Raw genomic sequence first — 26327 nt, 5'->3', positions numbered from 1 at the left:
AATGTTCGGCATCCCTCTTTTCGATCTGGCATGGCTCGTGGTGGCCCTTCTCGCAGCGGGTGCCATCACCGGTCTGCTGGCAGGCGTGTTCGGCGTAGGCGGCGGTGCCGTGGCCGTGCCGATCCTCTACGAGCTGTTCCGCATCCTGGAGGTGCCGGAAGAGGTGCGCATGCCGCTTTGCGTCGGCACATCGCTGGCCATCATCATCCCGACCTCCATCCGCTCCTTCAACGCACACCGGGCCAAGGGCGCAGTCGACATGACGATCCTGCGGGTCTGGGCCGTGCCCGTAGTGCTCGGCGTCGCCATCGGCAGCGTCATCGCCCGCTATGCTCCCGCTGACCTGTTCAAGGCCGTCTTCGTGGTGGTGGCCGGCATCTCGGCCATCCGTCTGCTCTTCGGCAAGGACACCTGGCGCTTCGGCCTCGACATGCCGGCAAAGCCGATCATGATCGCCTATGGCTGGCTGATCGGCATTCTCTCGGCCCTGATGGGCATCGGTGGCGGGCAGCTCTCCAACCTGTTCATGACCTTCTACAACCGGCCGATCCATCAGGCGGTGGCGACCTCGTCCGGGCTCGGCATCCTCATCTCGATCCCCGGCGCCATCGGCTACATCTATGCCGGGTGGCCGCACATGGCCGACTATCCCGACGTGGTGGCCTTCCAGCTGCCGCTGGCACTCGGCTATATCTCGCTTCTCGGCTTCGTGCTGTTCATCCCCACCAGCACCTGGCTGGCTCCCGTGGGGGCGCGCCTTGCGCACCGTCTCTCCAAGCGCCGGCTTGAGGTGGCCTTCGGCATCTTCCTGCTGCTGGTCTGCGCCCGCTTCGCAGCAAGTCTTCTCACTTGAGCCATGAACGATCTCCAATCTGCAGCATCAGATAGGAGATCGCGCAGTGACTGAGTTAATGGCAGGCCCCTTACATGCCTTTCTTGCCGGAGTGGGGCAGGACGGTTGCGGGCGCCTAGCTGCCGATGTGCTCGGCTTTTCCAATGATGAACTGGAGGCAGTGCACGACTACATCCAATGGCTGTTTCCTCTGCCGACGCGTAGCGCGGCCCAGCCGCACTCGCCTGTTCTGACCTCCGCTGAGATAGAGGCGATCAGAACCGATGTGCGTGCAGTCGCCACCCTCAAGGCGGCGACTGAGCGTATGCTACAATTCTATCGAGAAACACGCTGGTGGCTGACATCGCATGATCATAATCACCTGCGGATCACGCGGATTTTGCACAGCCTACGCCTCCTGGTCGGCACCGAGGAAGCCAAAGCTTTTCACAGTGCGATCTTAACACTGCATGAAGCAGCTGGAGCCCCAGTCAACACCCGCAGCCTGCACTATTGGGCAGAGGCCGCGGGTGTTGATGGCTCTTGAGAGGCTAGGTTACTCAGGAAGCGTATTTGTCGCGCAGATAGGCAAGGTAAGGCGCTGGGTCGAGCCGGCGTCCTGATTCGCGCTCCAGCAGCTCGTCGCGCATGAAGCGGCGCCCGTGCTGCCATATCCTCGTGCGGAGCTCCTCGGCCAAAACACCGTACTCACCCGCCTCAATGGATGCGTCGAGGGACGTGTTCTGCTTCCGCAGGGTCTCCATCACCTGCGCACCCATCACGTTTCCGATGGTGTAGGTCGGGAATGAGCCGATATAGCCAGTCGACCAGTGGACATCCTGCAACACGCCCTTGGCATCGTTCGGAACCGTCAGGTCAAGATCGCGCTTGATCGCGGCATTCCAGGCGCCCGGAAGATCGGAGACCTGAAGCGAGCCATCCATCAGCGCGCATTCGATATCGACGCGCAGCATGATATGGAAATCATAAGTGAGCTCATCCGCCTCGACACGGATGAAACCTGGTTCCACGCGCGTGACGGCGCGATAGAACTCCTCGGCGCTCACATTGCCAAGCTGATCCGGGAAATGCCTCTGCAGGTCCGGGAAGTTCCTTTCCCAGAACGTACGGCTGCGGACGATGTGGTTCTCCCAGAGGCGCGACTGGGACTCATGTGCCCCGAAGCTTGTGCCGCCGACCGCGTAAAGTCCCACGAGATCCGTCGCGAGGGTCGTGCGGGTATAGGCCGGGTTGACGCCCTGCTCGTAGAGCCCGTGACCGACCTCATGAGCCGTGCCGAACATGGAGGCGGGAAGATAGTTGCGGTTATAGCGGGTGGTGATCCGCACGTCGTTGCGGGTGAACGACACCTCGAAGGGGTGCACCGTAGTATCGAGACGCCCTCGCCGGAGATCGTAACCAAGCTTTTCGGCAAGGCTCAAGCCGAAGGCGCGCTGCCCCTCCTCCGGAAAGTCCCGGAACAGGAAATCTGATCGTGGCTGCGGCCGGGAACGGGCCGCATCGAGGATCGGCAGCAATCCATCGCGCAGCTTGGAGAACAGGGCCTTGAGGCTCGCTGCCGTTTCTCCGGGCTCGTAGATCGATACCATGGCGTCATAGGGATGCTCAGACCAGCCGATGCAATCGGCATAGGCCCGTGAGAGCGCGACAGTCTTTGCCAGATGAGGCTCATAGATCGAGAAATCGCTCTTCGACCGCGCCTCGATCCAGGCAGCCTGCGCCACGGTGCGAAGGGCCGCCCGTTCCTGAATCAAGGATGCCGGCACGCTGCGATGATGCTCGACCGCATGCCGTGTCTGCTCGACCATGCGTCGCTCGGCTGAGTCTGCTGGCAGTCCATCGATGGCCCGCTCGGCTTCGTCGAGAGCCTTTTCGGTCTCAGGTGCCAGAAGAAGGTCGCGTGCGACGCGGGTCAGGGTCGCGATCTGATGACCACGGGTTTCTGCACCGCCCGCCGGCATCATGGTGCGTGAATCCCATGTGAGCAGGGAGGTTGCGTTCAGCACGTCGTTGACGGCGGCGATGCGCTCCTGGAGCGCCGCAAAGGAAGCTTGCTGGGTCATTATCGATCTCTGATGTCAGTCCGTGCCACCGGTGTTGAGATGGCAGGCGGAGAAGCGCCCGGGTCCAATAGCAGCCAGTGGCGGTGCCTCCCGCTTGCAGCGCGGTCCGGCGAAGGGGCAGCGGGGGTGGAAATGGCATCCGCTCGGTGGATTGAGTGGAGACGGTATTTCGCCCGCTATGGGACGGAAGTTCTTTCGGCCCACGCCGACCCGTGGGACGCTTTCGAAGAGCGCTCGGGTATAAGGGTGGTTCGGATTGGCATAGAGATCCGCCGTCGGCGCCAGTTCAACAATGCGGCCGAGATACATGATCGCGACCCGATCGGAGACATGGCGCACCACGCCGAGGTCATGGCTGATGAAGATGCCCGTCAGGTCGAGATCCCGACGCAGATCCATGAATAGGTTTAGCACCTGAGCCTGGATGGAAACATCCAGGGAAGCCACCGGCTCGTCAAGAACGAGAAGGTCCGGTTTCATGGCAAGCGCACGGGCGATGGCAATGCGCTGTCGTTGCCCACCGGAAAATTGGTGCGGGAAACGACGGCGGTAACTCGGATCGAGGCCTACGCGGCCGAGCATGTCGGCCACGTAGGAATCGGCCTCTCGTGACCTAACGATTTTATGCGCCACCGGCCCCTCGGCCACCGTGTCACCGATCCGGATGCGCGGATTGAGGCTTGCAAAGGGATCCTGGTGGATCATCTGGACGCGGGTGGTGAGTTTCTGCGTACGTCGTCCCTGCTCTTTCGCAACAGGCGCGTTGGCAAAAAGGACCTTGCCGTCGCTCGGCGTATAAATTCCGGCGATCATGCGTCCGAGCGTCGACTTCCCGCAGCCGGACTCGCCGACAAGGCCCACGACCTCACCTTTGCCAACACTGAGGCTGACATCCGTCACCGCGCGCACGATCTCGGTGGATCGGCCTGCGCCGATGAGGCCTGCGATCCGCTCCCCGAGATTGGGGCGCTTTACGAAGCGCTTCGATACGTGGTCGATGTCAAGGAGAGCGGCTGGCATGAAACGGGCTCGATTGGGTAATGGCAGAGCGCGGTACGTCCGTCCTCGAAGTGCTGGACAGGCGGAGTGGTGGTGCAGGCAGGGCCTGCCTTGGCGCAGCGGGGTGCGAAGGCGCAACCTTGCGGCAGGTTCGCCAACGATGGAGTTGATCCAGGAACCTGCGGCAGCTTCGTGCCAGGCTCGTGCTCGGCCGGAACCGAGGCCAGAAGCCCTGCCGTGTAGGGGTGACGCGGAGACGCGATGACATCATCAGCCGGGCCGCTTTCAACGACGCGCCCTGCATACATGACGCAGATATCGTCCGCGAGGCTCGACACCACAGCGAGATCGTGGGTGACCCAGACGAAGGCGGTGCCGGTTTCATCCGCGAGACGACGAACCTCGGCGAGAATCTGACCTTGAATTGAGACATCGAGCGCCGTAGTCGGCTCATCGGCGATGATGACTGCCGGGTTATGCAGGAGGGCAATTGCGATAGCCACACGCTGACGCATGCCACCGGAAAGCTGATGCGGATAGGCTTCCAGACGCTCATCCGGGCTTGGAATTCCGACCTTCGCGAGCGCATCGCGTGCTCGTGCGCGGGCGGCTTTGCGGGACACCCTGTCGTGCGCCCGCACCGCAGCGATCATCTGCGTCCCGATCTTCAACACCGGGTTCAGCGTCATCATCGGGTCCTGGAAGACCATGGCGATCTGGGCGCCGCGGACCTGGCGCATGGCATCGCCCCTAAGGCGGGTGATGTCCTTGCCGTTCAGGAGAACCTCACCGCCTGCGATCTTGCCGGGCGGCTCGATCAGACCGAGGATCGAGTATCCGGTTACGCTCTTGCCGGAACCGGACTCGCCGACGAGGCCCAGAATGCGACCACGGCCGACCTCAAAGCTGACGCCGTCAACGGCCTTGAGAGCCCCAGCCCGTGTCTGGAACTGCGTCTGAAGATTGTTGACGCGAAGAACGGCATCGCTCATCGGCTGTTCCTCGGGTTCAGAACGCTGCGCACTTGATCGCCTACGAGATTGATGGCGACGACTGTCAGCATCAGGGCGATACCGGGATAGATCGAGATCCAGTAGCGGCCTGACAGCAGGAACTGGAATCCGTTGGAGATCAGGGAGCCGAGCGACGGCTGGGTGATCGGCAGCCCCAGCCCCAGGAAGGACAGGGTCGCTTCGAGCGCGATGGAATTTGCCACCTGCACGGTCGCCACGACGATCAGGGGCGGCAGTGCGTTGGGAAGCAGATGACGAAACAGCACGTGGCGGGCCGGAAGTGGCGTCGAGAGCGCAGCCTCGATGTAGTCCTTGCGCCGTTCGGCACTCGCAGCACCATGGGTGGTGCGGGCAAAATAGGCGTACTGCGCAGCGACCAGCGCGGCCACGAGCTGCATGAGTCCCTGCCCCAGCATGGCCACCAGGACCAGTGCCAGAAGGATAGCCGGCAGAGAGAGTTGCAGGTCGATGATGCGCATGATCAGCGCCTCGATGCGACCGCCATAATAGGCAGCGATGAGGCCGACCGTCGTGCCAAGGAGCAAAGCCAGGGTGCCGGCCATAACGCCGACGATCAGGCTGGTGCGCAACCCGTAGAGGATCGCGGAGAAAACGTCGCGGCCAGCAGCATCGGTACCGAGCCAATGGACATAACCCCCGGAACCGACCTCACCGGGCTCGAGCCGCGCATCGAACAGGTCGAGAGTCCCCTGATTGTAGGGGTCCTGAGGCGCCACGAAGGGTGCGAGAACGGCCATGAGCACCACGACCACAACCACGATCAGGGCGGCAACGGCGACAGGGCTCCGGCGATAATCCGACCAGAAGTTGGACAGGCGCGTCCAACCCGTTTCGGCCGGCAAAGGGAGGGCGGGAGAATGGCTCATGACGCAGCCTTTACGCGAATGCGCGGATCGAGCTGGCCGTAAATAAGATCGACCACGAGATTGATCATGACGAAGAGGAACACCACAAGGATGAGATAGGCGACCATCACGGGACGGTCGAGCACGGTGATGGAATCGATGATCAGCTTGCCCATGCCGGGCCAGTTGAAGACGGTCTCCGTTACGACCGCGAAGGCCAGAGTAGAGCCGAGTTCAAGGCCGAAGACCGTCACGATCGGGATCGAGATGTTCTTCAGGACATGCAGGCCCACGACCTTGCTCTCGGAGAGCCCCTGCGCGCGAGCGAAGCGCACGTAGTCGGAACTCATCACCTCGACGGTGCCAGCTCGCGTCAGGCGGATGAGCAACCCGAGCTTGAACAATGCGAGGTTGAACGCCGGCAACAGAATGTAGCTCCAGCCTTCCAGCGAGGTGATCGACAGATTCATGCCAAGCACTTCCGTCGTCGGCCCGCGCCCACCTGAGGGCAGCCAGCCGAGTTCGACGGCAAACACCATGATGAGCAACAGACCGACCCAGAAGCTCGGCACGCTGAAGCCGAGCACCGAGAAGCCCATGATGGCTTTAGCGGAGAGTGAATCCGGCTTGTACCCGGCCCACAGGCCCAGCGGAATTCCAAGAAACGTGGCGATCAGCATCGCAGTCAACGCAAGCTCCAACGTCGCCGGCAGGCGCGACAGGATCAGGTTGAGCACCGGCAGCCGGTAGATGAAAGACTCGCCCAGGTCCCCGTGGAGCATGTTGTTCATGAAAATGAAGTATTGCTCGAACAGTGGGCGATCAAACCCGTAGCGCTGGATCAGCGCCTCGCGAAGCGCTTGGTCGGATGCCGGATCGATCATCACGTCGATTGGGTTACCAATGGCATAGACGCCCAGGAACACGATGATCGACATGGCGATCACGACCATGAGTGCCTGCAGAATGCGTTGGATGAGAAAACCGATCATGCTGTCTCGTAAATCGACTTCAAACCTGGAAGATCGGGTGACTGACACCCGGCACTCCATGGCTACCACCAATGAAAAAGCCGGAGGGAAAGCACTTTCCCTCCGGAAGAGATCAGCCGGATTTTTCCGGCTGACGTGTAAGGATCAGCTCTTCGGCTTGATCTCGTAGGCCAGCGTCTCCTGATCGACACGAGCCGGGATGGTCAGCATGCCCTTCTTGGCTGCCCAAACCGTCTGGATCTGCACGGTCGGGATGAGGGCACGATCGTTCATGGAGATTTCCGTCACCTTCTCGAAGAGCGCGCGACGCTTCGTGTCATCCATGGTGCGCGAGCCTTCCTGCAACAGCTTGTCCACTTCCGGATTGGAGTAGCCCTGCTTGTTGAAGGCACCGAGACCGACCTGGGGATCTGCCGTGTGGACTAGCGACCCGTAGGTGTAGCTCGCCTCACCGGTCAGCGTGCCCCAACCGCTCATCCAGAGGGAGAATTCACCCTTCTGCTGAGCCGGGAAGAACACGGTGCCGTTGAGGGCATTGGCGTTCACCTTCAAGCCGGCGCGAGCCCACATCTGCGATAGCGCCTCGCACACCGCCGCATCACCTGGGAGACGGTTGTTAGTGCAGTGGAAGTCGATCTCAAAGCCCTTCGGGTAACCCGCATCCGCGAGAAGCTGCTTCGCTTTCGCGAGATCATAGGGCTTCTCCGGTAGGCTTTTGTTACCGCCGAAGAAGCTGGCAGGCATCAACTGGTTGGCCGGACGGCCCAGGCCTTCGAGAACGACACGCACAAGCGTCTTGCGGTCGATGGCGAGATCCATAGCTTCGCGAACCTTAGGATCACGAAGCGGATTAGCGTCGATTTCCTTGCCGTCGACCTTGACCTTCTTGGGCAGGGTCTCCTTCACGTTCGGCGTGAGGTTCAGGAAGTAGACCGAGTCGGCCACAAAAGTATCGACCGATTTGTCCTTCTGCATGGCAGCATAGTCTGTGGCCGGCACGTAGTTGACGAGATCCACTTGACCAGATTTCATCGCCGCCATGCGTGCTGGATCGCTCGGAATTTCCTTGCGAACAACCTTCTGCCAGGGCTGCTTTCCGCCCCAGTAGCTGTCGTTGCGCTCGAGGACAAGGTCACCTTTTGGCTCCCAGGACACGAACTTGTACGGACCGGTGCCAATCGCCGCCTTGCCCGAGTTGAACTGCTCGTTGCGGGCCTCCATGCCGACGTTCTTCGACACGACGAAGAGGCGGATGAAATCGTTCGGCAGAGTCGGCGCTGGAGCCTTCGTCTTCACGTGCAGGGTGTACTTGTCGGCGACCTTCGTCTCCGCCACCTGCTTCGTATAGATCGTCATGCTCATCGGGCCGGTCACGACCGGAATGCGGTCGATGGAGAACTTCACGTCCTCGGCCGTGAGTTCCGATCCATCATGGAATTTCACGCCCTCACGGATTTTGAACTCCCAGGTCGTGTCGTCGATCGGCTTCCACGAGGTCGCAAGACCCGGCTTCAGACCCAGGTTCTCGTCGGACATGACGACCGTATCAAAGATATGGCGCAGAGCTTCCGCTTGGCTGCCCAGGGTCGACCAGTGCGGGTCGATAGAGTCCGGACCGGCACGCAGACCCATTGTCAGTGTTTGCGCCGAAACGCCGCCACTGAGGATCGTGCCAAGGACGAGAGCTGCTGCGAGTGTTCCACCCAGCTTGAAGTTTTGTTTCAATTCACTTCCCCTCTTGCTAAGACCCTGGCTTTTCGTCCAAGGTGTTCTTATCGATTAGAACGGTAGGTCACCCGAGCAAGAAAAGTCAACAGCACCTTGCCTAAACTCCGGACAGCACCTGACGCTTATAGCGGCATCCGTTATAGTGACACGGAACAGACCCCCGATGAGCGCATTCTTGCCAGCCTCGCAGGGGCACTCGACCGTACGCTCCCCGTCCCGCTTGGTACACAGCTGCGTGGGTTGATCGAGTTTGGAATTGCGCTGGGGGAATTGCCCACAGGTCAGCGCCTCCCCTCCGTTCGGGAACTGGCAGAGCGAGCCGGGATCGCGCACATGACCGTCGCGACAGTCTATAGGGAACTGCGTGAGTCAGGGCTCATAGAGGCAAAACCAGGGGCCGGCACCTATGTGGGAGACGGGCATAACAGCGACGGCCTGCGCTCCCATGCCATCCGCAAGATTCAACGCCGAGTCGATATGCTCTTTAATGAGGCCGAGCAGTTGGGCCTCGCGCCGTCTGTCGTGTCTTCACTCGTGAATGCCCGCGCCGCACGTGGTCCGACTCCGACAAGACCGCTACGCTTGGTCATGGTAGGCAATTTCGTCGAGACGACGCAGCAATATGCCAATCGCATTCAGGACCATCTTGGCTCTGACGACACCATCGTCGTAACGACAGTGGATGCCCTGCATGCAGGAGAGGCCTTTCCCCTGCCCTGCGACATCTGCATGACCCTGGCGCATCGCCGCGGCGAGGTCGAGCATCTCGTGCCCAGCGGCATCCCGGTTGTAGGCTTGAGCTTCATCCCGGCTGAGGAGACGCGGGCTCAACTCGCAATGCTGGATCCGATGTCGCGGGTTGGGCTCGTTTCGATCTTCCCCGAGTTCGCCGCTTTGATGAAACCTGGCGTCCTGCGGTTTGCACCTCATGTGTCTACGGTCGATGTTCGGCTGATCACGGCACCCGATCTCGCAGCCTTTCTTACCCAGGTCGATGTTGCGATCTATGCAAGTGGTGCCGAATCGGCTGTTAAAAAGCTGCTGCCGCCTGGGATGCAGGCTCTGGAATTCCGTTATGTGCCGGACCCGCATGCGATCCGCGCCACGCTGCTGCCCGTGATCGAGCGTCTGCGCTCGTCCATCGAGTCTCAAGAGGAAGTGCCTTCATGAAGATTAGTGAGATGAACTGGCTTCAGGTCGAAGAATACCTGAAGACGGATGATCGTGCCGTTATCCCGCTGGGCTGCACGGAGCAGCACGCCTACCTGAGCCTCTCCGTCGACAGCATCCTTGCCGAGCGTGTGGCCTCTGAAGCCGCTGCACCGATGGGCGTCCCAGTCTTCCCGGTTCAGGCCTATGGCATCACACCTTATTTCATGGCTTATCCCGGCACGATCTCGCTCAGGGCGGATACCTACCTGCGAATCATTACGGACATTCTAGACTCTCTGAAGCGCACCGGATTCCGGCGCATTCTTTTCGTCAACGGGCATGGCGGCAATACGCCGGGCCATACAGCGGCTATCGAATGGATGGGCGAAAATCCGGAATGTCGCGTGAAGTTTCACAACTGGTGGAACGCCCCGCGCACCTTCGAGAAGGTAAAGGAGATCGACCCTGTCGCGTCGCATGCCTCCTGGATGGAAAACTTTGCCTGGACGCGCCTGCCCGGAATTGAACAGCCCTCCCATCAGAAGCCGATGGTCGATCTGGAACGCATGCGGACCTTTAGTCCTGAGGGCGTTCGCGAAATCCTGCAGGACGGCAATTTCGGCGGATACTTCCAGCGGTCCGACGAGGACATGAACGCCATCTGGTCGGTGGCTATCGACGAAACCCGTGCCTCGATCGAGAACTGGTAATGAACGACAACACGATCCTGATCTGGGGCGCCGGCGCCATTGGCGGGACCCTTGGCGCCTATTTCGCCCGCGCGGGCGAGGATATTCTGCTTGTTGACATCGGCGAGCCACATGTGGAGGCGATGAAAAGGGAAGGCCTTTTCATTGAAGGACCTGTAGAAACGTTCCGCCAGCCTGTGAGGGCAGTCTTGCCGAGCGAGGTGACCGGGCAGTTCAAGCGCATCATCCTCGCGGTCAAGGCTCATCACACCCGCGATGCCGTTCGGGCTCTCAAGCCACACCTAGCTAAGGATGGCACCGTTCTCTCCGCGCAAAACGGGTTGAACGAGATCATCATTGCCGAGGAAATCGGCACCGAGCGCACGGTCGGATGCTTCGTCAACTTCGGCGCCGACTGGCTGGAGCCTGGCCGGATTCTCTTCGGCAACAGGGCCGCCGTTGCAGTGGGTGGGCTCGACGGGCAGGCAACCGATGCGGTGCGCGAGTATCACCGCCTGCTCTCGATCTTCGAGCCGAAGGTAGTGCTCACGGACAACATCTGGGGCTATCTCTGGGGCAAGCTCGGCTACGGCTCTCTGCTCTTCGCGACCGCGCTGACGAATGCCTCCATGTCGGAGAACTTGGCGTCAGAACGTCACTTCCCGGTTTATCACCGCCTCGGCCAGGAAGTGATGGCAGTGGCGAAGGCCCGCAGCGTCAAGCCTTTAGGTTTCAACGGTTTCGACCCTGACGCTTTCATGCCAGGGGCGGATGAAACGGCTGCAAGGCGTTCCGTTGCCGATATGGCCGAGTTCAACCGGCACACCGCGAAGACCCATTCCGGCATTTGGCGCGATCTCGCCGTGCGCAAGCGCAAGACCGAGGTCGACGCCCAAATCGCCATCATCGGCACCCTCGGCCAGGAGGCGGGCATTCCTACGCCTGCCATCAACAGGCTGGTCTCCCTGATTCATGACATCGAGGACGGCCGCCGCGAACAATCCTGGTCCACCCTCGATGAGATGCTCAACCCATGAAACTCGACTTCACCAACCGCCGTGTTGCCGTGACCGGAGCCGCACAGGGCATTGGGCGCAGCATCGTTCAGTCTCTTGCCGCCGAGGGGGCTCATGTATGGGCGCTCGATCTCGATGAAGCTGGTCTGCGCGTTGCCGCCGAGTCAGGCGCCAGGGCAACTCGCACCCTTGATCTCGCAGATCGCGCCGCCGTTGCCAGCGCCTTCGCTGATATGGCTGAGGCTCTTGGTGGCATCGACATTCTCGTCAACTGCGCGGGCGGCGTTCGCGGTCAGGTCGCGAAGCCCATCGAGGAGGTGAGCGAGCAAGACTGGCTGGTTCTGTTCGAAGCCAATGTGCATGGTGCCTTCTGGTGCTCGCAGGCAGCAGCTCCGCACATGAAACAGGGCAAGTTCGGGCGCATCGTCAATATCTCGTCCGGAGCAGGTCTTCGCCCGAGCCTCACCGGCATTCAGGCTTATACAGCCTCAAAACATGCCCTTGTTGGCCTTACAAAGCAGCTCAGCTTTGAGCTTGGCCCGTTCGGGATCACTGTGAACAGCGTGGCACCCGGCTTCGTGCTATCGAACCCTGCCACGCAGCGTCAATGGGAGAGCTATGGACCGGAGGGGCAGGCTCGTTTGGTGGAAAGCATTCACACCCGACGCTTGGGATATCCACAGGACATCGCCAACACTGTGATGTTTCTGGCCTCCGATGCGGCAGCATGGGTCTCAGGGCAGATCATCTCCGTGGATGGCGGACGCTCCTGAACCGTTACGCGCCCTTCGATCATTTCAGAGAACGAATTGAGAGAATCATGGACGATATGAGCAGCCAGCCCTGGACGTGGGACGAGCAGACCTGGCGCAACAAGGTGGACCATGTTCGTGCCGGACGCTCGTTGAAACCCAGCAAGTGGAAGAATGGCGCGCGTTGCGCCGTGGCTTTCTCCTTTGACTCGGACCATGAGACAAACGAATTGCGCGATGGAGGGAAATCCATCGGCCGCATGTCCCAAGGCCAATATGGCAACCGACAGGGTGTACCACGCATCCTGAGCGCCCTTGCCAAGTATGATGCCAAGGCGACATTCTTCGTCCCAGCCGTCGCTGCCCTCCTCTACGAGGACGAGCAGAAGCGGGTTGTGGCAGAGGGCCATGAGATCGGCATCCATGGCTGGATCCACGAACTTAATAGTCAGCTGCCATATGAGATCGAGCGCGACTTGATGTTCCGGGCGGCCGATACCCTGGAGCGGATCACGGGTGTGCGTCCGGTTGGCCTGCGCACTCCCTCATGGGACTTCAGCCCGAGCACGCTGCGGATCGAACGCGAGCTCGGCCTACTGTACGATTCATCCCTCATGGCAGATGATGACCCTTACGAGCTGCTTGAACAGGGCGAGCCGACCGGCATCGTAGAGCTGCCCGTGGAGTGGATCCGCGACGATGCTGTCTATTTCAACATGCACCGTTTCAACGGCCTTCGCCCCCACACGCCGCCGACCGCCGTCTACGACATATTCTTCCGGGAATTCGAGCGGGCCTACGAGGAAGGCGGTCTCTTTCTGCTCACCATGCACCCCCATGTCACCGGCTACCGCTCGCGCATATGGATCCTGGAAAAGCTTCTGGAAGAAGTTACCCGACGTTCGAACGTTTGGGTGGCAACCCACGCGGAGATTGCTGCTTTCGTGAAGGAGCAAGGCCTCTGATGCAGCGCCCTGCCCGCGCCAGTGATATGGGCCTTGCCTGCGGCGTTCTGCTGACGGGCGAGTTGAACAGCATCACGGACGTTCCAGGTATTCGTGTCGGCCATTGCACCCTTATAAATGGTAGTATCCGTACAGGAGTCACAGCTATCGTCCCTCATGGTGCTAATCTCTATCGCGAGAAGCCCGTAGCAGCCGTTCACGTGCTGAATGGCTTCGGCAAGAGCGCCGGCCTCGTGCAGGTGGAGGAATTGGGCACAATCGAGACCCCGATCCTTCTGACCAACACCCTCTCGGTCGGCACCTGCTGCACGGCGTTGGTGCGCCACGCGATCAAGCACAACCCGGATATCGGCCGAGAGACCGCTACGGTGAATCCGGTCGTGTTCGAGTGCAACGATGGCTATCTGAGCGACATCCAGGCGCTCGCTGTCACCGAGGAGGATGCACGCGCCGCTCTGGCGAACGCCTCCTCATGTTTTGACGTCGGTTCGGTGGGTGCCGGCTGCGGCATGAGCACCTTCGGCTTTAAGGGTGGCATCGGCACCTCGTCCCGGCGGATCACCCTGGACGGCCAAAATTTCCATCTCGGCGTTCTCGTCCTGTCTAATTTTGGCCGAGCCGGCGATCTTCGCCTTCCCGACGGCAGGCTTATTGCCCCGCCTGAGACTCAGATGGAGGAACTTGCTGCGGAGAAGGGCTCGATCATCATCATCGTGGCCACCGATGTTCCGTTGAACGACCGACAGCTCAAGCGTGTCATCCGCCGCTCCGGCGTCGGACTGGCACGCCTCGGATCCTTCTGGGGCCATGGCAGCGGCGACATCGCGCTCGGCTTCACGACAGCCAATCTCCTCTCGCACGACGAGAAGGCGGCTGTGGTCGACATGCGCGTCCTCAACGAGAACCGCATCGACCTGCTCTTCCAGGCCACGGCCGATGCCACCCAGGAGGCAGTTCTCGATGCCCTCATAGCCGCCGGCTCCATGACTGGCCGGGATGGACATCACCGCCCCGCCTTGACCGACGCTCTTTAACTTTTTCAGAGGACGCCTGATCTCATGCCGAGCACCACCACACCTGGCAACGACTTCGCTCTCGCCATTCATGGAGGGGCAGGAACGATCCTGCGCAGCAAGATGACGCCTGAGCGCGAGGCCGCCTATCACACGGGCCTGCGTCGCGCCCTCGATGCGGGACGCGTTGTTCTCGCTGACAACGGAAGCGCACTCGATGCCGCCACTGCGGCTGTGATGGCTCTCGAAGACGAGCCGCTTTTCAATGCCGGGCGTGGTGCAGTCTACACCTCTGCCGGCAAGCAGGAAATGGACGCGGCCGTCATGGACGGGCGCGACCGTTCTGCTGGCGCAATTGCCGGGATCTGCGGCCCGCGTAACCCGATTCTCGCTGCCCGCGCCGTGATGGAGCATTCCGGCCACGTGCTGCTCATTGGTGAAAGCGCCCTGGAGTTCTGCCGCCAGCAGGGTTTGGCCTTCGAGGAAGCCACCTACTTCTTTACCGAGCAACGCTGGCAGGCCCTGCAGGAGACGCTCGCCATGCGCCAGAGCGGCGCGGTCGATCAGGACGAGTCGCGCAAGCACGGCACGGTTGGCGCAGTGGCCCGCGACCGCCACGGGAATCTCGCAGCTGCCACCTCCACGGGTGGCATGACGGCAAAAGCCCCTGGACGTGTGGGCGACAGTCCCATGATCGGCGCTGGAACTTGGGCGGATAACGAAACCTGCGCCGTGTCGGCGACCGGCCACGGCGAAATCTTCATCCGCTATGCGGCGGCGCACGAGATCGCATCCCGCATGCGCTATGCTGGCCAGACCTTGGATCAAGCATCGCGTGCCGTCGTGATCGATATGCTGGCTCCGGCAGGTGGCTCGGGTGGCATCATTGCCGTGGACCGTGCCGGCAATGTGTCCCTGCCCTTCAACTGCTCAGGCATGTATCGCGGTATCGTCAGACAGGACGGCAGGCTCCTCACCGGGATCTACGACGAGCCCCTCGTCGACTTTCACAAAGCTTAGCTGAGGTTGGAAAATCGATAGCAGGAGCCGGTTCACCCCCATCGATCCGGCCCTATATGCCCTTGCCGCATCCGTCCGAGCAGAGGAGACCCCCGCATGCCACTGAACGACAATCCCGTCTGGTTCATCACGGGTTGCTCCACCGGCTTCGGGCGGGAGCTCGCTCAAATCGTGCTGCGTCGGGGGTGGCGCGCGGTGGTCACGGCCCGAGATGTCACTAGGGTGCAGGACTTGGCACAGGGACATGAGGACCATGCTCTCGCCTTGTCACTCGACGTCAACAACCCCGATCAAATCGCCGCTGCCGTGAAAGCGGCCGGGGATCGCTTTGGATCCATCGACGTGTTGGTGAACAATGCCGGCTACGGCTACCAATCCTCCATCGAGGAAGGCGACGATGCCGAGATCCGCACCCAGTTTGACACGAACGTCTTTGGCTTGGCAGCCATGACTCGGGCCGTCCTGCCTGGCATGCGAGCCCGCCGTCGCGGTCATATCGTCAACATCTCATCCCAGGCAGGCTTCATCGGCTTCGAGGGATCCGGTTACTACGCGGCGACTAAGCACGCGGTGGAAGGGCTGTCGGATTCACTCTCCAGGGAGGTGGCCCCCCTCGGCATCAAGGTGACTTGCGTCGAGCCTGGCCCATTCCGGACCGACTGGGCCGGTCGATCTCTGCAGCAGCGGCGCCCGATGATAGCTGATTACCAGAACACGGTCGGAGCCCGGCTTGAGGCGACCGCCAATATCAGCGGAAAGCAGCCCGGTGACCCCGTGCGGGCTGTGGAGGCGATCATCAAGGTGGTTGAGGCGGAGAACCCACCCAAGCACCTGGTGCTAGGCTCCATCGCTCTCGAAGGCGTTCGGAACAAGCTGAAGGAAACCCTGGCCGAAATCGAGGCCTGGAATGAAACGAGCCGTGGCGCAGACTATCCAGAGGGCGAGCGCTAGGAGCGGTTTGCACCTGCGGCAGGGTGGCAGCTATCATGCGGACAGTCCTCACATCGGTGAGGAAACGCCCGTTGTTGAGACGTGCCCTCATATCTCAGCCATCCTGTAAGGAGTCCACCGGCTATGAGTCTTGAATCCGTTCGCGCCTTTCTCGCCCAGAACGCACCGGATCTTGAGATCATCGAAATGGAAACGAGCACCGCCACCGTTGCGCAGGCGGCGGAAGCTCACGGTGTCGAGCCGGAGAAGATCGCCAAGACCCTGTCATTGAGAGTCGGCGAGAAAAGCTTTCTCGTGGTCACGAGCGGCACTGCGCGGTTAGATAATAAGAAGGTGAAGGCCACGTTCGGGGGCAAGGCCTCAATGCTGGATGCAGAGCAGGTTCAGGCTCTGACCGGGCACCCCGTTGGTGGAGTCTGTCCCTTCGGCCTGGCAACACCCCTGCCCGTCTATTGCGACATCTCCCTGAAGGCCTTCGACGAAGTTGTGCCGGCTGCGGGGTCTATTCACACGGCCGTACGCATCCAACCGCAGCGCATGGCTAATCTTGTCGGCGCCGACTGGGTGGATGTGTGCCAGTGACGTTCTGCACCTACAAAAAGCCCGGCATCGAGTGATGCCGGGTTACTCGGGATATCCCGACGATCAGCGCGCCTTCACGGCAGTATCAGGAAAGTCGCTGAAGAGCCCATCGACCCCAACGGCATAGAACGCCCTGTACTCAGCTGCCGGATCGCCCTTGAATGTCGAAGCCAAGCGCTTGGGCTCGTTGCGGAAGGTCCAGGTGAACACCTGAAGGCCTGCGGCATGGGCGTCCTTCACAACACTGGACGGTTCGGCAATAACACGATCCTGCTCGTCGGCCTTTCCGTCGCCGTTTAGGTCATCTGCCTTGCCATCGTTGTTCTGGTCGACCTGCTTGGTCGGGAGGATGTAGGGTTTCCAAGGCGCCAGGATATCGGCGTAGGACTTTACCTCGGCCAAACCCTCTTTCGTCAGAAGATCCTTGTAAGTGCGCTTGTCGCCCACCACCACGAAATCATAGGGCTGAGCATAGGGTGCACTGAGGACGATGTTGCCATCCTTGTCCACGTCTTCCGCATCCAACAGTTGCGCCAGCTTCACGTCGATCCGTGTGTTCAGGTACTTCAGGTTCGCCACCTCGAAGCTCTGGATGACTACAGGCGCAGACGCATCGGCCCAGCCGGCCTCCTTCAGGGCGTTCACCAGCCGGTCTTCCATCGGCAGACCGATAGCGGCGTGGAAGGTCGAGTGCTTGGTCTCCGGAGCGATGCCGACGGCCTTACCCCTTGCAGTGCCCTCTTTCATGGCGAGGTCGATCACCTCCTGCAAGGTTGGAACCAGAAACTGACCATTCTTCGACTGATCACGGTCAGCCATGGCCTGCTTGGCGCGAAGCTGCTTGATCTCGGCGAGGGTGAAGTCGCTGGCAAACCAGTCGCTGGTATCAACACCGTCGACCTTCCGGGTCGTCTTGCGGGAGGCGAATTCAGGTCGGTTCGACACATCGGTGGTCCCGCTCAGCATCGGCTCGTGCCGGGCGATCAACACGCCATCCTTAGTCACGACGAGATCGGGCTCGATGTAGTCGGCACCCATGTCGATGGCCATCTTATAGGCTTCGAGGGTGTGTTCGGGCAGATAGCCGCTGGCGCCCCGATGGGCGACCACGATGGTCGGCGCGCCGGTCAGTGTCTTTTCCTGAGCCAAGGATGATCCAATCATCGCCGGCAGAATGGCTGTGACGGATCCGAGCAGTGCAAGATAGTTCATGATCTCTCCTCCTGGACAGGTGTCTAGCGACGCTTCTATGACGCCGTGATGACCGCCGCATCGCTGCAACTATTGCAGTGGTTATTCGATGCAACAAGACTCGGCTCAGCTATCTGATGGAAAGGTGGACCTCACGAATTCCCACGCTGCAACCAGATGGCGGCGCATGGCTTCCTCCGCATTGTCAGGATCGCGGGCGAGGATGGCTTCGAAGACGGCTTCATGTCCGGCGCAATTCATCTGGTCGATACCCGCACCCCGCTTCATCGAACGCCAATGCTGGGTCAACCAATCCACATAAGCTTTGTGGATCGCCGGATAGATCGGATTGCCCGGGATTCGATAGAGCACCGCGTGAAAAGCAGCGTCGGTCTCATCGAATATGATCGAGTTACCGATTGCCTCCCGGTTGGCGTCGAGAGCCGCTCTGAGTTCTTCGAGGTCATCACGCCGCGCGTGCTTGGCGGCCCAGCGCGCAAGAGCGGTCTCCATGAAGATTCGGGTCTCGAAGAGATTCCACACTCCCTTCCGGTCGACCATAAGATGGCCGACGAGATTACCCACCTTGTCGACGGCAATCTCATAATCGGGCTTACGGACGATGGGGCGGTGGCCAAGGCGCGTTTCGACGAGGCCGCGATTGGCGAGCGAAACAATCGCCTCCCGAACAGCCGACCGGCTCACGCCGTAGCGCTGCATCAGGTCGCGTTCGGCCGGAAGGCGCTCGCCTTCCTGAAGGCTGCCCGCCTCGATCATCCGCACCAGTTCGGTCGCCACCGCGTCCGAGCGCCGTGTGCCTGCTCCCGTCGCCGCGTGGCCATGCAGCTTCTCGCTCTGGTCCATGGTCCCCTCGCTTTTGTCATGCAGCTTTTGGCACGTGTTCAGAGCAAGCCAAAGCCGATCTGCGGGTGAGCGAGCGTAGCATATGGTCCGACCATAATCCATTAACCTGCACCTGAGATGCCCAACATCTGCCTAAATCCACCATCAAAACTAGTCCACCGGAGTCAGGAGGCATTAAACGACAGGCCTTGACAGCTCATGACTGTCTGACCATCCTCTTTTCGGTCGAACCAAATAGATCAGAAACTGACGTATGGTTTGACATTGCTCCGCTTGGGCAAAAAGGGAGAGACTGGTGACGCCAACGCAAGGCACCGCACTGTCGAACTCTGATTCGCAAATCCCCTGGAGGGGATTTGGTGTGGGCCGGCCATGACCACATCGGTTCAGGTTGGCCGCCAAGAGGCTGTGACTCATTACCAAATGTATATTGATGGGGCTTGGACCGAGGGCCGTTCGGAAGGACGATCCGAGGTCGAGAACCCAGCCAATGAAGTCGTCTTTGCCTCCGTTCCAACGGGAACGGCCGAGGACGCATTTGATGCCTTGGAGGCAGCGCGTCGTGCACAGCCAGCTTGGGCTGCTCTCCCACCCATTATTCGTGCCGGCTACGTATCCGATCTCGCTGCGGCGGTGAAAGGCGACAAGGCCCGCCTCGCCCGCATCGTGGTGCTGGAGCAGGGTAAGCCCTTGAATCAGGCCGAGGGTGAGATCGAGGCAGTCATTACCTTCCTGACGTTTGCCGCTGAGAGCGCACGCCGCATCGAGGGTGACATCCTTCCTTCCGACTTCCAGAACGAAGAGGTCTGGATCCGCCGCGTTCCCTTCGGCGTGGTCGTCGGCTTGACGGCCTGGAACTACCCAGCGGCTCTGGCGGCGCGCAAGATCGGTCCTGCTCTTGTGGCCGGCAACAGCATGGTGGTGAAGGGGCACGAATCCACGCCTCTGTCGGCGCTTGAGATCGCCCGCCTTGCGCATGAGGTTGGAATCCCGAAAGGCGTGCTCAATGTGGTGACCGGAGACGGGCGCATTGTTGGCGATGCGCTGGTGCGCTCGCCGATCAGCGCCATGATCACCATGACGGGCAGCGTCCGTGCCGGACGGGAGATTTATGCGGCAGGTGCCCATGAGCTGAAAGTCGTGCGCCTCGAACTCGGCGGCAAGGCGCCGTTCATCGTTCTCGACGACGCCGACATCGAAGCGGCCGTGGATGCGGCCATCGTCTCGCGCTTCACTAATTGCGGGCAGATCTGCACCTGCAATGAGCGCATGTATCTGCATAAAGCCATCGCAGAGCCCTTTCTCGACAAGTTTGTATCTCGTGTGAAGCAGATGCGGCTCGCCGACCCCATGACCAATCCCGACATGGGGCCGAAGGTGAACCGGCCCGAGGTCGACAAGGTCGAGGAGATCGTGAACGACGCCATCGCGGCCGGCGCCGAGGTCCTCGCCGGCGGACGCCGCCTGACGGAAGGTGATTTCTCCCGCGGCCATTGGTTCGAGCCGACAGTTCTGCGGGTGGATACCAATAAAGCATCCGTCATGCAGCGGGAGATCTTCGGCCCGGTCGCGCCGGTCATGACGGTGGACAGCTTCGAGCAGGCGCTGAGCTTCGCCAACGACAGCAGCTACGGCTTGTCGGCCTATGTCTACACCAACGATCTCCGCCGGGTGATGCGGCTCTCGCGGGAGCTCTCCTTCGGCGAGCTCTATGTGAACCGCCCTTGCGGCGAGCTTGTTCAGGGCTTCCACAGCGGCTGGAAGCATTCCGGTCTCGGCGGCGAGGACGGAAAGTACGGTTTCGACGGATACCTGCGGAAGCAGACCACTTATGTCCGTTGGTGACGCCCCCGCAGCCACAAGTGCTGCGACAATCCTTCAAGAACCCCGACAAAGGGGCCTAAAAACTGATGGAGGAAGATGATGCTGAGAAGGACTTTCCTTGCCCTCGCGACGGGTGTTGCTGCCATTGGTCTAGGACTTGGCGGTGTGTCCGCGCAGGAACTGCCCAAGCTGAAGCAGAAAGAGAAATACAAGGTCGGCTTCGCGCAGACCGAGTCGAACAATCCCTGGCGCATCGCTCAAACGGAAAGCATGAAGGCGGAAGCCGCCAAGCTCGGGCATCAGCTAGTCTACACCGATGCAGCCGGTTCCGCCGCCAAGCAGGTCGCCGACGTCAACTCGATGATCGCCCAAGGCGTCGATTTGATCTTCCTTGCCCCCCGCGAGGAGAAGCCCCTGATCCCGGCTGTCATGGCCGCCAAGCGCGCTGGTATCCCGGTCGTTCTTCTTGACCGCAACGTGGACCAGAGCCTCGCCAAGGCAGGCCGCGACTACGTGACCTTCATCGGCTCGGACTTCGTGGACGAAGGCAAGCGCGCCGCCGAAGCCCTGACCAAGGCCATGAACGGAAACGCCAAGATCATTCAGCTCGAGGGTACGACAGGCTCCTCGCCGGCCAACGACCGCCGCAAGGGTTTTGAGGATTACATCAAGGCTCATTCCGGCATGAAGGTCGTAGCCTCTCAATCCGGCGACTTCGCCCGCGACAAGGGCCGCCAAGTGGCCGAGACGCTGCTGCAGGCGCACCCCGACGCCACAGCCATCTACGCCCACAACGACGAAATGGCCATCGGGGCCATTGCGGCATTGGAAGCGGCCGGCAAGAAGCCCGGCAAGGACGTCATCGTCGTGTCCATCGACGGCACGCGCGACGCGCTCCAAGCCATCATCGATGGCAAGATGCTCGCCACTGTGGAGTGCAATCCGAAGTTCGGGCCAAAGGCCTTCGAGACCCTGGCCCGCTACGCCAAGGGCGAGCAGATCGAGCCGTGGGTGGTGAACACCGACCGGTTCTTCGACAAGTCAAACGCGACCCAGCTCATCGCGGACGCCTACTGAACCTCAAAGGCGCTGCCCGTGAAACCGAGCAGCGCCTTTATTTGGCCAAGCCCATGAACGGAGCTTCCATGGCGCCGCTTCTTTCCATGCATGGCATAGACAAGCGCTTCGCCGGCATACCGGTCCTGCGCTCGGCCGAACTCGTGGTTGAGAGAGGCGAGATTCATGCACTGATCGGCCAGAACGGTGCCGGCAAGTCCACGATGATCAAAATCCTGACCGGCTACTACAGAAAGGATGCCGGAGAGATCCTGTTCGACGGTAGGCCGGTAGAGTTCTCCTCGCCTCAGGAAGCGCAGCGGGCCGGCATCAGCACGATCTATCAGGAAATCAACCTTGTCCCCTATCGGTCCGTGACGGAGAACATCTGCCTCGGCCGTGAGAAACGCCGTTTCGGCCTTCTCGACTGGTCCGCCATGCATGCGGAGGCGCAAGCTCTGCTTGCCCGGTTCAAGATCGATATTGACGTGCGCCGCCCGCTGATGGCCTATCCCACAGCCGTGCAGCAGATGGTCGCCATCGCGCGCGCCATCGGTTTCGAGGCCAAGCTGGTCATCATGGACGAGCCCACATCCTCTCTCGACGAGCGGGAGGTCGAGGTGCTGTTCGGCGTGATCCGTCAGCTCAAGGAGGCTGGCGTATCGGTGATCTTCGTGAGCCACAAGCTCGATGAACTCTACGCCGTGTGTGACCGCGTGACCATCATGCGGGACGGTCGCACCATACAAGTTGCGCCCATGGCTCAGCTTTCCCGGCTCGATCTTGTAACTTCCATGCTCGGGCGTGAGCTGTCGCAGGTGCTGCATGAGCGACTCGACACCTCCAATGCAGCGGGCGAGGCGCGTGAGACTGTGCTGAAGGTCCAGAATCTTGCCGTAGGTCGCAAGGTACATGATGTCAGCTTCGAGGTTCGGCCTGGAGAAATCGTCGGCCTTGCCGGACTTCTCGGCGCAGGGCGCACGGAGTCGGTTCGAGTCGTTTTCGGAGCCGACAAGCCCGATGGCGGCACCATTGGCTTCAATGGACGCGACAATGCGATCTCGACACCTTCGGATGCCATTCGCGCCGGCATGGGCTTCTGCACGGAAGATCGGAAACACGAGGGCATCATTCCGGACATGTCAGTGCGCGAGAACCTGACGCTCGCACTCATGCCGCAGCTCGCACGACGTGGTATCGTGGACGAGGCTCGCAGTCGGGAAATCGTCGATAGCTTCATTAAACGGCTCGGCATCCGCTGCGCCGGACCGGAACAGCGGATCCGAGAACTCTCCGGCGGCAACCAGCAGAAGGTGCTGCTGGCCCGCTGGCTCTGCATGAATCCCAGGCTTCTCATCCTCGACGAGCCCACCCGCGGCATCGATGTCGGCGCTAAGGCCGAGATCCTAAGCCTGATCCATGAGCTAGCCGGACAGGGCCTCGGCGTTCTGATGATCTCGTCGGAACTGGAGGAGGTCGTTGAGGCAGCCAGCCGCATCTTCGTGCTGCGAGACGGCCGCACCGCGGCCGAACTGAAGGGTGACGCGGTGACCGAGCAGAGCGTCATGGCGGCTATGGCACATGGGGATCAGAGTGCCCGGGAGGCTGTTCATGGCTGATACGGCGGCCACTCTGCCTCCGGCGCATCGATCGCCGCGTTTCGATGTCAGAAGAGTTCTGACGCGCCACGGAGCCTGGATTGCTCTTGCGCTCCTGATCCTGGTCAACTTCGCCATCACGCCAAACTTCGCGACGTGGCAGACGCTCAACGTCAATCTCACGCAGGTCTGCGCCATTGTTATCGTCGGCGTGGGGATGACCCTGGTGATCGCCACGGGTGGTATCGACCTCTCAGTCGGTGCCCTTATGGCAATTGCCGGCGCGCTGGCTCCGCTGATCTTTCTCGGCAAGCTCTTTCCCCTGCCTCACCCAGCTGTCGGCATCGCACTGGCCTTCGTGGTGCCGGTTCTCGTTGCGGCAGCGCTCGGCTGGTTCAACGGCTGGCTCGTCACCCGTATTCGCATCCAGCCGATCATCGCAACCCTCGTCCTCTTCATTGCCGGGCGCGGCATCGCCCAGGTTTTCACCAACGGCAATCTTCAGGTCTTCAACCTGCCGAGCTTCCAGTTCATCGGCCTCGGACGGATCTTCGGTATCCCGTTTCAAGCCATCCTAATGATCACCATAGTAGTGGCAGCAGCCTGGATGCTCAGGCGCACCGTGTTCGGTCGGCAGATCCTCGCCATCGGCGGCAACGAAAGAGCCGCGAGGCTCTCCGGCATTCCAGTCGCATCCGTTAAGCAGCGTGTCTACCTCATCAGCGGACTTCTATCCGGCATCGCCGGGCTCATTGTCATTGCCCGCAACTCCGCCGCGGACGCCAACCTCGTTGGGCTCGGGATGGAGCTCGACGCCATCGCGGCGGTCGCCGTCGGTGGAACGCTCCTCACGGGTGGCCGGGCCACAGTGATCGGAACCCTGGTTGGAGCCCTCATCATTCAACTCGTCCGCTACACGCTTCTGGCGAACGGCGTTCCCGATGCCGCCGCCCTCGTGGCGAAAGCCGCCATCATCGTGCTGGCCGTTTGGCTGCAGCGGCAGAGCCATCGCTGAGGTCTTCGATGAACGCCATCTCGCTCAAGCTGTTTCAGGGAATCGGGCGCTACGGGGTGCTTCTCGCCCTTGTCGCCCTGATCCTGTTCGGCTGGCTGCGCTACGAGAACTTCCTCGGCGCTTTCAACGTGCTCTCGGTCCTGCGCTATAACAGCATGTTCGCCCTGGTGGCGCTCGGGATGTGCTTCGTCATCATCACCGGCGGGATCGATCTCTCGGTAGGGTCGACTGCGGCGCTCGGCAGTGTCGTGGCCGCCCTGCTCTCCCCCTATGGCGTCATGCCAGGGCTTCTTGGCGGCCTAGCAGCCGGGCTGGCGGTCGGTGCCTGCAACGCCTTCATCATTACGAGGCTCAACATTCTTCCCTTTATCACCACGCTCGCCACGATGCTGGCTGCGAGCGGTTGCGCGCTGCTGCTGGCTAACAACCAGTCGGTTTCGGTGTCCTACGAGACAGGGTTTGTGGAACTCGGACAGGGCGACTTCCTCGGCTTTCCCATTCCTGCTTGGATCGCGTTGATCACCTATCTTCTCGGTTCTCTTATCATTAACTTCACCTCGTTCGGCCGCACCGTTCTGGCCATCGGCGGCAACGAGGATGCGGCTCGCCTCATGGGGCTTCCGGCCCAGCGGGTGAAGGCACTTGTATACCTGGCGAGCGGAGGGCTCGCGGGCCTCGCAGGCGTGATCCTAGCGGCGCAGTTCGGAGCAGGACAGCCCATTGAAGGTGTCGGTTGGGAGCTCTTTGCCATCGCGGCCGTGGTCGTCGGCGGCACGCTGCTGACGGGTGGCGTCGGCTCCGTCGCATCGACGCTGGCCGGCGTGCTCCTGCTCGGCCTGATTTTCAACATCCTCAACTTCGAGAACGGCCTCGGCTGGATCAGCCTGTCGGCCTATTGGCAGTCAGTCATCCGCGGCGCGTTCCTGCTGCTCGTCGTGGCCATTCAGGCCCGGCTGAGCATGCATACGGAAGAGGCCGCCTGACGCTCCGCATTCCATCGAGCAAGTGAAGGATAACCATGCCCCGGATCACCTCCATCGAACCCGGCTTCTACCGCATCCCGCTGCCGACCGTCCTGACCGATTCCATGCATGGCGAGATGCGTGCCTTCGAGCTTAACACGGTGCGCATCCGTGATTCCGATGGCGCCGAGGGCGTCGGCTATACCTTCACGGTCGGTCGCAACGGGGCCGCCATCGACACGATCCTGGCCCGAGAGTTGCCCGAGATGATGGACGGCGAAGAGGCCGACGAGATCGAGCGCCTCTGGCACAAGGCGTGGTGGGCGCTTCATTACGGCGGTCGCGGCGGTCCTACTGTCCTGGCGCTCTCGGCCTTCGACATAGCCCTGTGGGACATAAAGGCAAAGCGCGCCAACCTACCCCTCTGGAAAGCACTTGGCGGCTTCGATCCCAAGGTGCCCTGCTATGCGGGCGGCATCGATCTGGACTTATCCCTCGATAAGCTCCTGCGCCAGACGGATGACAACCTCGGAAAGGGTTTCCGGGCCATCAAGATGAAGGTCGGTCGTGCCAATCTGTTCGAGGATGTGGAGCGGGTGAAGGCGATGCGCGAGCATCTTGGCGCAGGCTTCCCGTTGATGGTGGATGCTAACATGAAATGGAGCGTCGACGGCGCCATCCGCGCAGCACGAGCGCTCCAGCCCTTCGACCTCACATGGCTGGAGGAGCCGACCATTCCCGACGATCCTGCTGGCCATGCCCGCATTGTGCGCGAGGGCGGATTGCCGATTGCGGCCGGTGAGAATCTGCGAACGCTCTGGGAGTTCAAGCTCTACGTGGCCGGGGGCGCTGTGACCTATCCGGAACCGGACGTCACCAATTGCGGCGGCGTCACGCCGTTCATGAAGATCGCCCATCTGGCGGAGGCCTTCAATCTGCCGGTCACAAGCCATGGTGCCCATGACGTGACCGTGCATCTCCTGGCCGCCTGTCCGAACCGCTCCTATCTGGAAGCCCATGGTTTTGGACTGGAGCGCTACATCGCCGAGCCCTTGAAGATTCAGGATGGCTTCGCACTGGCGCCGGATCGCCCCGGCCATGGCATCGCGTTCGACTGGAGCGGCCTCGATAAGATCAGAGCCTGAGGCATCGACGACCTCCAG

At 61.2% G+C, this 26327-nt stretch carries 25 protein-coding genes; 17 read left to right on the top strand and 8 right to left on the bottom strand.

Annotated elements, in window-relative coordinates; all coding sequences use genetic code 11:
- Nucleotide 1 precedes the first annotated feature (1 nt).
- Both JKL45_RS19710 and JKL45_RS19705 read left to right on the top strand, forming a co-directional pair.
- A complete protein-coding gene (locus tag JKL45_RS19710; RefSeq protein WP_201863288.1) occupies nt 2-853 on the top strand; it encodes a sulfite exporter TauE/SafE family protein in 852 nt (283 codons plus the stop codon).
- 46 nt (nt 854-899) lie between these two features.
- Nucleotides 900-1379, top strand: coding sequence for an opioid growth factor receptor-related protein (locus JKL45_RS19705; protein WP_312896993.1), 480 nt, complete (start codon nt 900-902; stop codon nt 1377-1379).
- Between the two features lie 13 nt (nt 1380-1392).
- Here the strand turns inward: JKL45_RS19705 and JKL45_RS19700 are convergent, their stop codons facing one another.
- The 6 genes from JKL45_RS19700 to JKL45_RS19675 all read right to left on the bottom strand — a co-directional run bounded on the left by JKL45_RS19700 (nt 1393) and on the right by JKL45_RS19675 (nt 8511).
- Nucleotides 1393-2916, bottom strand: a complete 1524-nt coding sequence (locus JKL45_RS19700) for a carboxypeptidase M32 (protein ID WP_201863287.1) — start codon at nt 2914-2916, stop codon at nt 1393-1395.
- 15 nt (nt 2917-2931) lie between these two features.
- Nucleotides 2932-3936 carry an ABC transporter ATP-binding protein gene (locus tag JKL45_RS19695; RefSeq protein WP_201863286.1) on the bottom strand — a complete coding sequence of 335 codons (1005 nt, stop codon included), beginning with the start codon at nt 3934-3936 and terminating at the stop codon, nt 2932-2934.
- Nucleotides 3888-4907 (bottom strand): ABC transporter ATP-binding protein, encoded by a 1020-nt coding sequence (locus JKL45_RS19690; RefSeq protein ID WP_201863285.1) that lies wholly within the window; start codon nt 4905-4907, stop codon nt 3888-3890. The genes JKL45_RS19695 and JKL45_RS19690 overlap by 49 nt, the downstream gene beginning before the upstream one ends.
- A complete protein-coding gene (locus JKL45_RS19685; protein WP_201863284.1) occupies nt 4904-5815 on the bottom strand; it encodes an ABC transporter permease in 912 nt (303 codons plus the stop codon). Before JKL45_RS19685 ends, JKL45_RS19690 begins: the two co-directional genes overlap by 4 nt.
- Nucleotides 5812-6786, bottom strand: coding sequence for an ABC transporter permease (locus tag JKL45_RS19680; protein WP_201863283.1), 975 nt, complete (start codon nt 6784-6786; stop codon nt 5812-5814). Before JKL45_RS19680 ends, JKL45_RS19685 begins: the two co-directional genes overlap by 4 nt.
- A gap of 144 nt (nt 6787-6930) precedes the next feature.
- Complete coding sequence (locus JKL45_RS19675) at nt 6931-8511, bottom strand: ABC transporter substrate-binding protein (protein WP_201863282.1); 1581 nt, start codon at nt 8509-8511, stop codon at nt 6931-6933.
- Nucleotides 8512-8607: 96 nt separating this feature from the next.
- Here JKL45_RS19675 and JKL45_RS19670 point away from each other — a divergent pair, with 96 nt between their 5' ends.
- The 9 genes from JKL45_RS19670 to JKL45_RS19630 all read left to right on the top strand — a co-directional run bounded on the left by JKL45_RS19670 (nt 8608) and on the right by JKL45_RS19630 (nt 16654).
- Nucleotides 8608-9684, top strand: a complete 1077-nt coding sequence (locus tag JKL45_RS19670; protein WP_201863281.1) for a GntR family transcriptional regulator — start codon at nt 8608-8610, stop codon at nt 9682-9684.
- Complete coding sequence (locus JKL45_RS19665) at nt 9681-10376, top strand: creatininase family protein (RefSeq protein WP_201863280.1); 696 nt, start codon at nt 9681-9683, stop codon at nt 10374-10376. Before JKL45_RS19670 ends, JKL45_RS19665 begins: the two co-directional genes overlap by 4 nt.
- On the top strand, nt 10376-11392 hold the full coding sequence (locus tag JKL45_RS19660) for a ketopantoate reductase family protein (RefSeq protein ID WP_201863279.1): 1017 nt from the start codon (nt 10376-10378) through the stop codon (nt 11390-11392). The genes JKL45_RS19665 and JKL45_RS19660 overlap by 1 nt, the downstream gene beginning before the upstream one ends.
- A complete protein-coding gene (locus JKL45_RS19655; RefSeq protein WP_201863278.1) occupies nt 11389-12144 on the top strand; it encodes an SDR family NAD(P)-dependent oxidoreductase in 756 nt (251 codons plus the stop codon). Before JKL45_RS19660 ends, JKL45_RS19655 begins: the two co-directional genes overlap by 4 nt.
- Nucleotides 12145-12191: 47 nt before the next feature.
- A complete protein-coding gene (locus JKL45_RS19650; protein ID WP_201863277.1) occupies nt 12192-13088 on the top strand; it encodes a polysaccharide deacetylase family protein in 897 nt (298 codons plus the stop codon).
- Nucleotides 13088-14122, top strand: a complete 1035-nt coding sequence (locus JKL45_RS19645) for a DmpA family aminopeptidase (RefSeq protein WP_201863276.1) — start codon at nt 13088-13090, stop codon at nt 14120-14122. The genes JKL45_RS19650 and JKL45_RS19645 overlap by 1 nt, the downstream gene beginning before the upstream one ends.
- 24 nt (nt 14123-14146) lie before the next feature.
- Nucleotides 14147-15121: an isoaspartyl peptidase/L-asparaginase family protein gene (locus JKL45_RS19640; protein ID WP_201863275.1), complete on the top strand. Its 975-nt coding sequence runs from the start codon at nt 14147-14149 to the stop codon at nt 15119-15121.
- A gap of 96 nt (nt 15122-15217) precedes the next feature.
- Nucleotides 15218-16072 carry an oxidoreductase gene (locus JKL45_RS19635; RefSeq protein ID WP_201863274.1) on the top strand — a complete coding sequence of 285 codons (855 nt, stop codon included), beginning with the start codon at nt 15218-15220 and terminating at the stop codon, nt 16070-16072.
- 123 nt (nt 16073-16195) lie between these two features.
- Entirely contained in the window at nt 16196-16654 is a 459-nt protein-coding gene (locus JKL45_RS19630) for a YbaK/EbsC family protein (RefSeq protein WP_201863273.1), read from the top strand.
- Nucleotides 16655-16717: 63 nt separating this feature from the next.
- Here JKL45_RS19630 and JKL45_RS19625 read toward each other — a convergent pair whose 3' ends face one another.
- Together JKL45_RS19625 and JKL45_RS19620 are read right to left on the bottom strand one after the other, a co-directional pair.
- A complete protein-coding gene (locus JKL45_RS19625; RefSeq protein ID WP_201863272.1) occupies nt 16718-17866 on the bottom strand; it encodes a glycerophosphodiester phosphodiesterase in 1149 nt (382 codons plus the stop codon).
- A gap of 105 nt (nt 17867-17971) precedes the next feature.
- The gene (locus JKL45_RS19620; protein ID WP_201863271.1) at nt 17972-18709 is read right to left on the bottom strand and encodes an FCD domain-containing protein; all 738 of its coding nucleotides are present in this window, start codon (nt 18707-18709) and stop codon (nt 17972-17974) included.
- 372 nt (nt 18710-19081) lie between these two features.
- On the opposite strand from JKL45_RS19620, the gene aldA reads away from it, so the two are divergent.
- From aldA to JKL45_RS19590, 6 genes are all read left to right on the top strand, one after another.
- On the top strand, nt 19082-20554 hold the full coding sequence (gene aldA, locus JKL45_RS19615) for an aldehyde dehydrogenase (protein ID WP_201863270.1): 1473 nt from the start codon (nt 19082-19084) through the stop codon (nt 20552-20554).
- Nucleotides 20555-20629: 75 nt separating this feature from the next.
- The gene (locus tag JKL45_RS19610) at nt 20630-21610 is read left to right on the top strand and encodes an ABC transporter substrate-binding protein (RefSeq protein WP_201863269.1); all 981 of its coding nucleotides are present in this window, start codon (nt 20630-20632) and stop codon (nt 21608-21610) included.
- A gap of 68 nt (nt 21611-21678) precedes the next feature.
- Nucleotides 21679-23208, top strand: a complete 1530-nt coding sequence (locus JKL45_RS19605) for a sugar ABC transporter ATP-binding protein (RefSeq protein ID WP_201863268.1) — start codon at nt 21679-21681, stop codon at nt 23206-23208.
- A complete protein-coding gene (locus JKL45_RS19600) occupies nt 23201-24202 on the top strand; it encodes an ABC transporter permease (protein ID WP_201863267.1) in 1002 nt (333 codons plus the stop codon). The genes JKL45_RS19605 and JKL45_RS19600 overlap by 8 nt, the downstream gene beginning before the upstream one ends.
- An 8-nt stretch (nt 24203-24210) precedes the next feature.
- Nucleotides 24211-25185 (top strand): ABC transporter permease, encoded by a 975-nt coding sequence (locus tag JKL45_RS19595; RefSeq protein ID WP_201863266.1) that lies wholly within the window; start codon nt 24211-24213, stop codon nt 25183-25185.
- A 35-nt stretch (nt 25186-25220) separates the two neighbouring features.
- Nucleotides 25221-26309 (top strand): mandelate racemase/muconate lactonizing enzyme family protein, encoded by a 1089-nt coding sequence (locus tag JKL45_RS19590; RefSeq protein ID WP_201863265.1) that lies wholly within the window; start codon nt 25221-25223, stop codon nt 26307-26309.
- Nucleotides 26310-26327 lie beyond the last annotated feature (18 nt).

Origin of the sequence: Microvirga soli, assembly GCF_016734765.1 — a bacterium.
In the GTDB taxonomy this organism is placed as follows: Bacteria; Pseudomonadota; Alphaproteobacteria; order Rhizobiales; family Beijerinckiaceae; genus Microvirga; species Microvirga soli.
The sequence above is the reverse complement of the archived record's forward strand: the minus strand, read 5'-3'. Positions and strand labels throughout refer to the sequence as shown.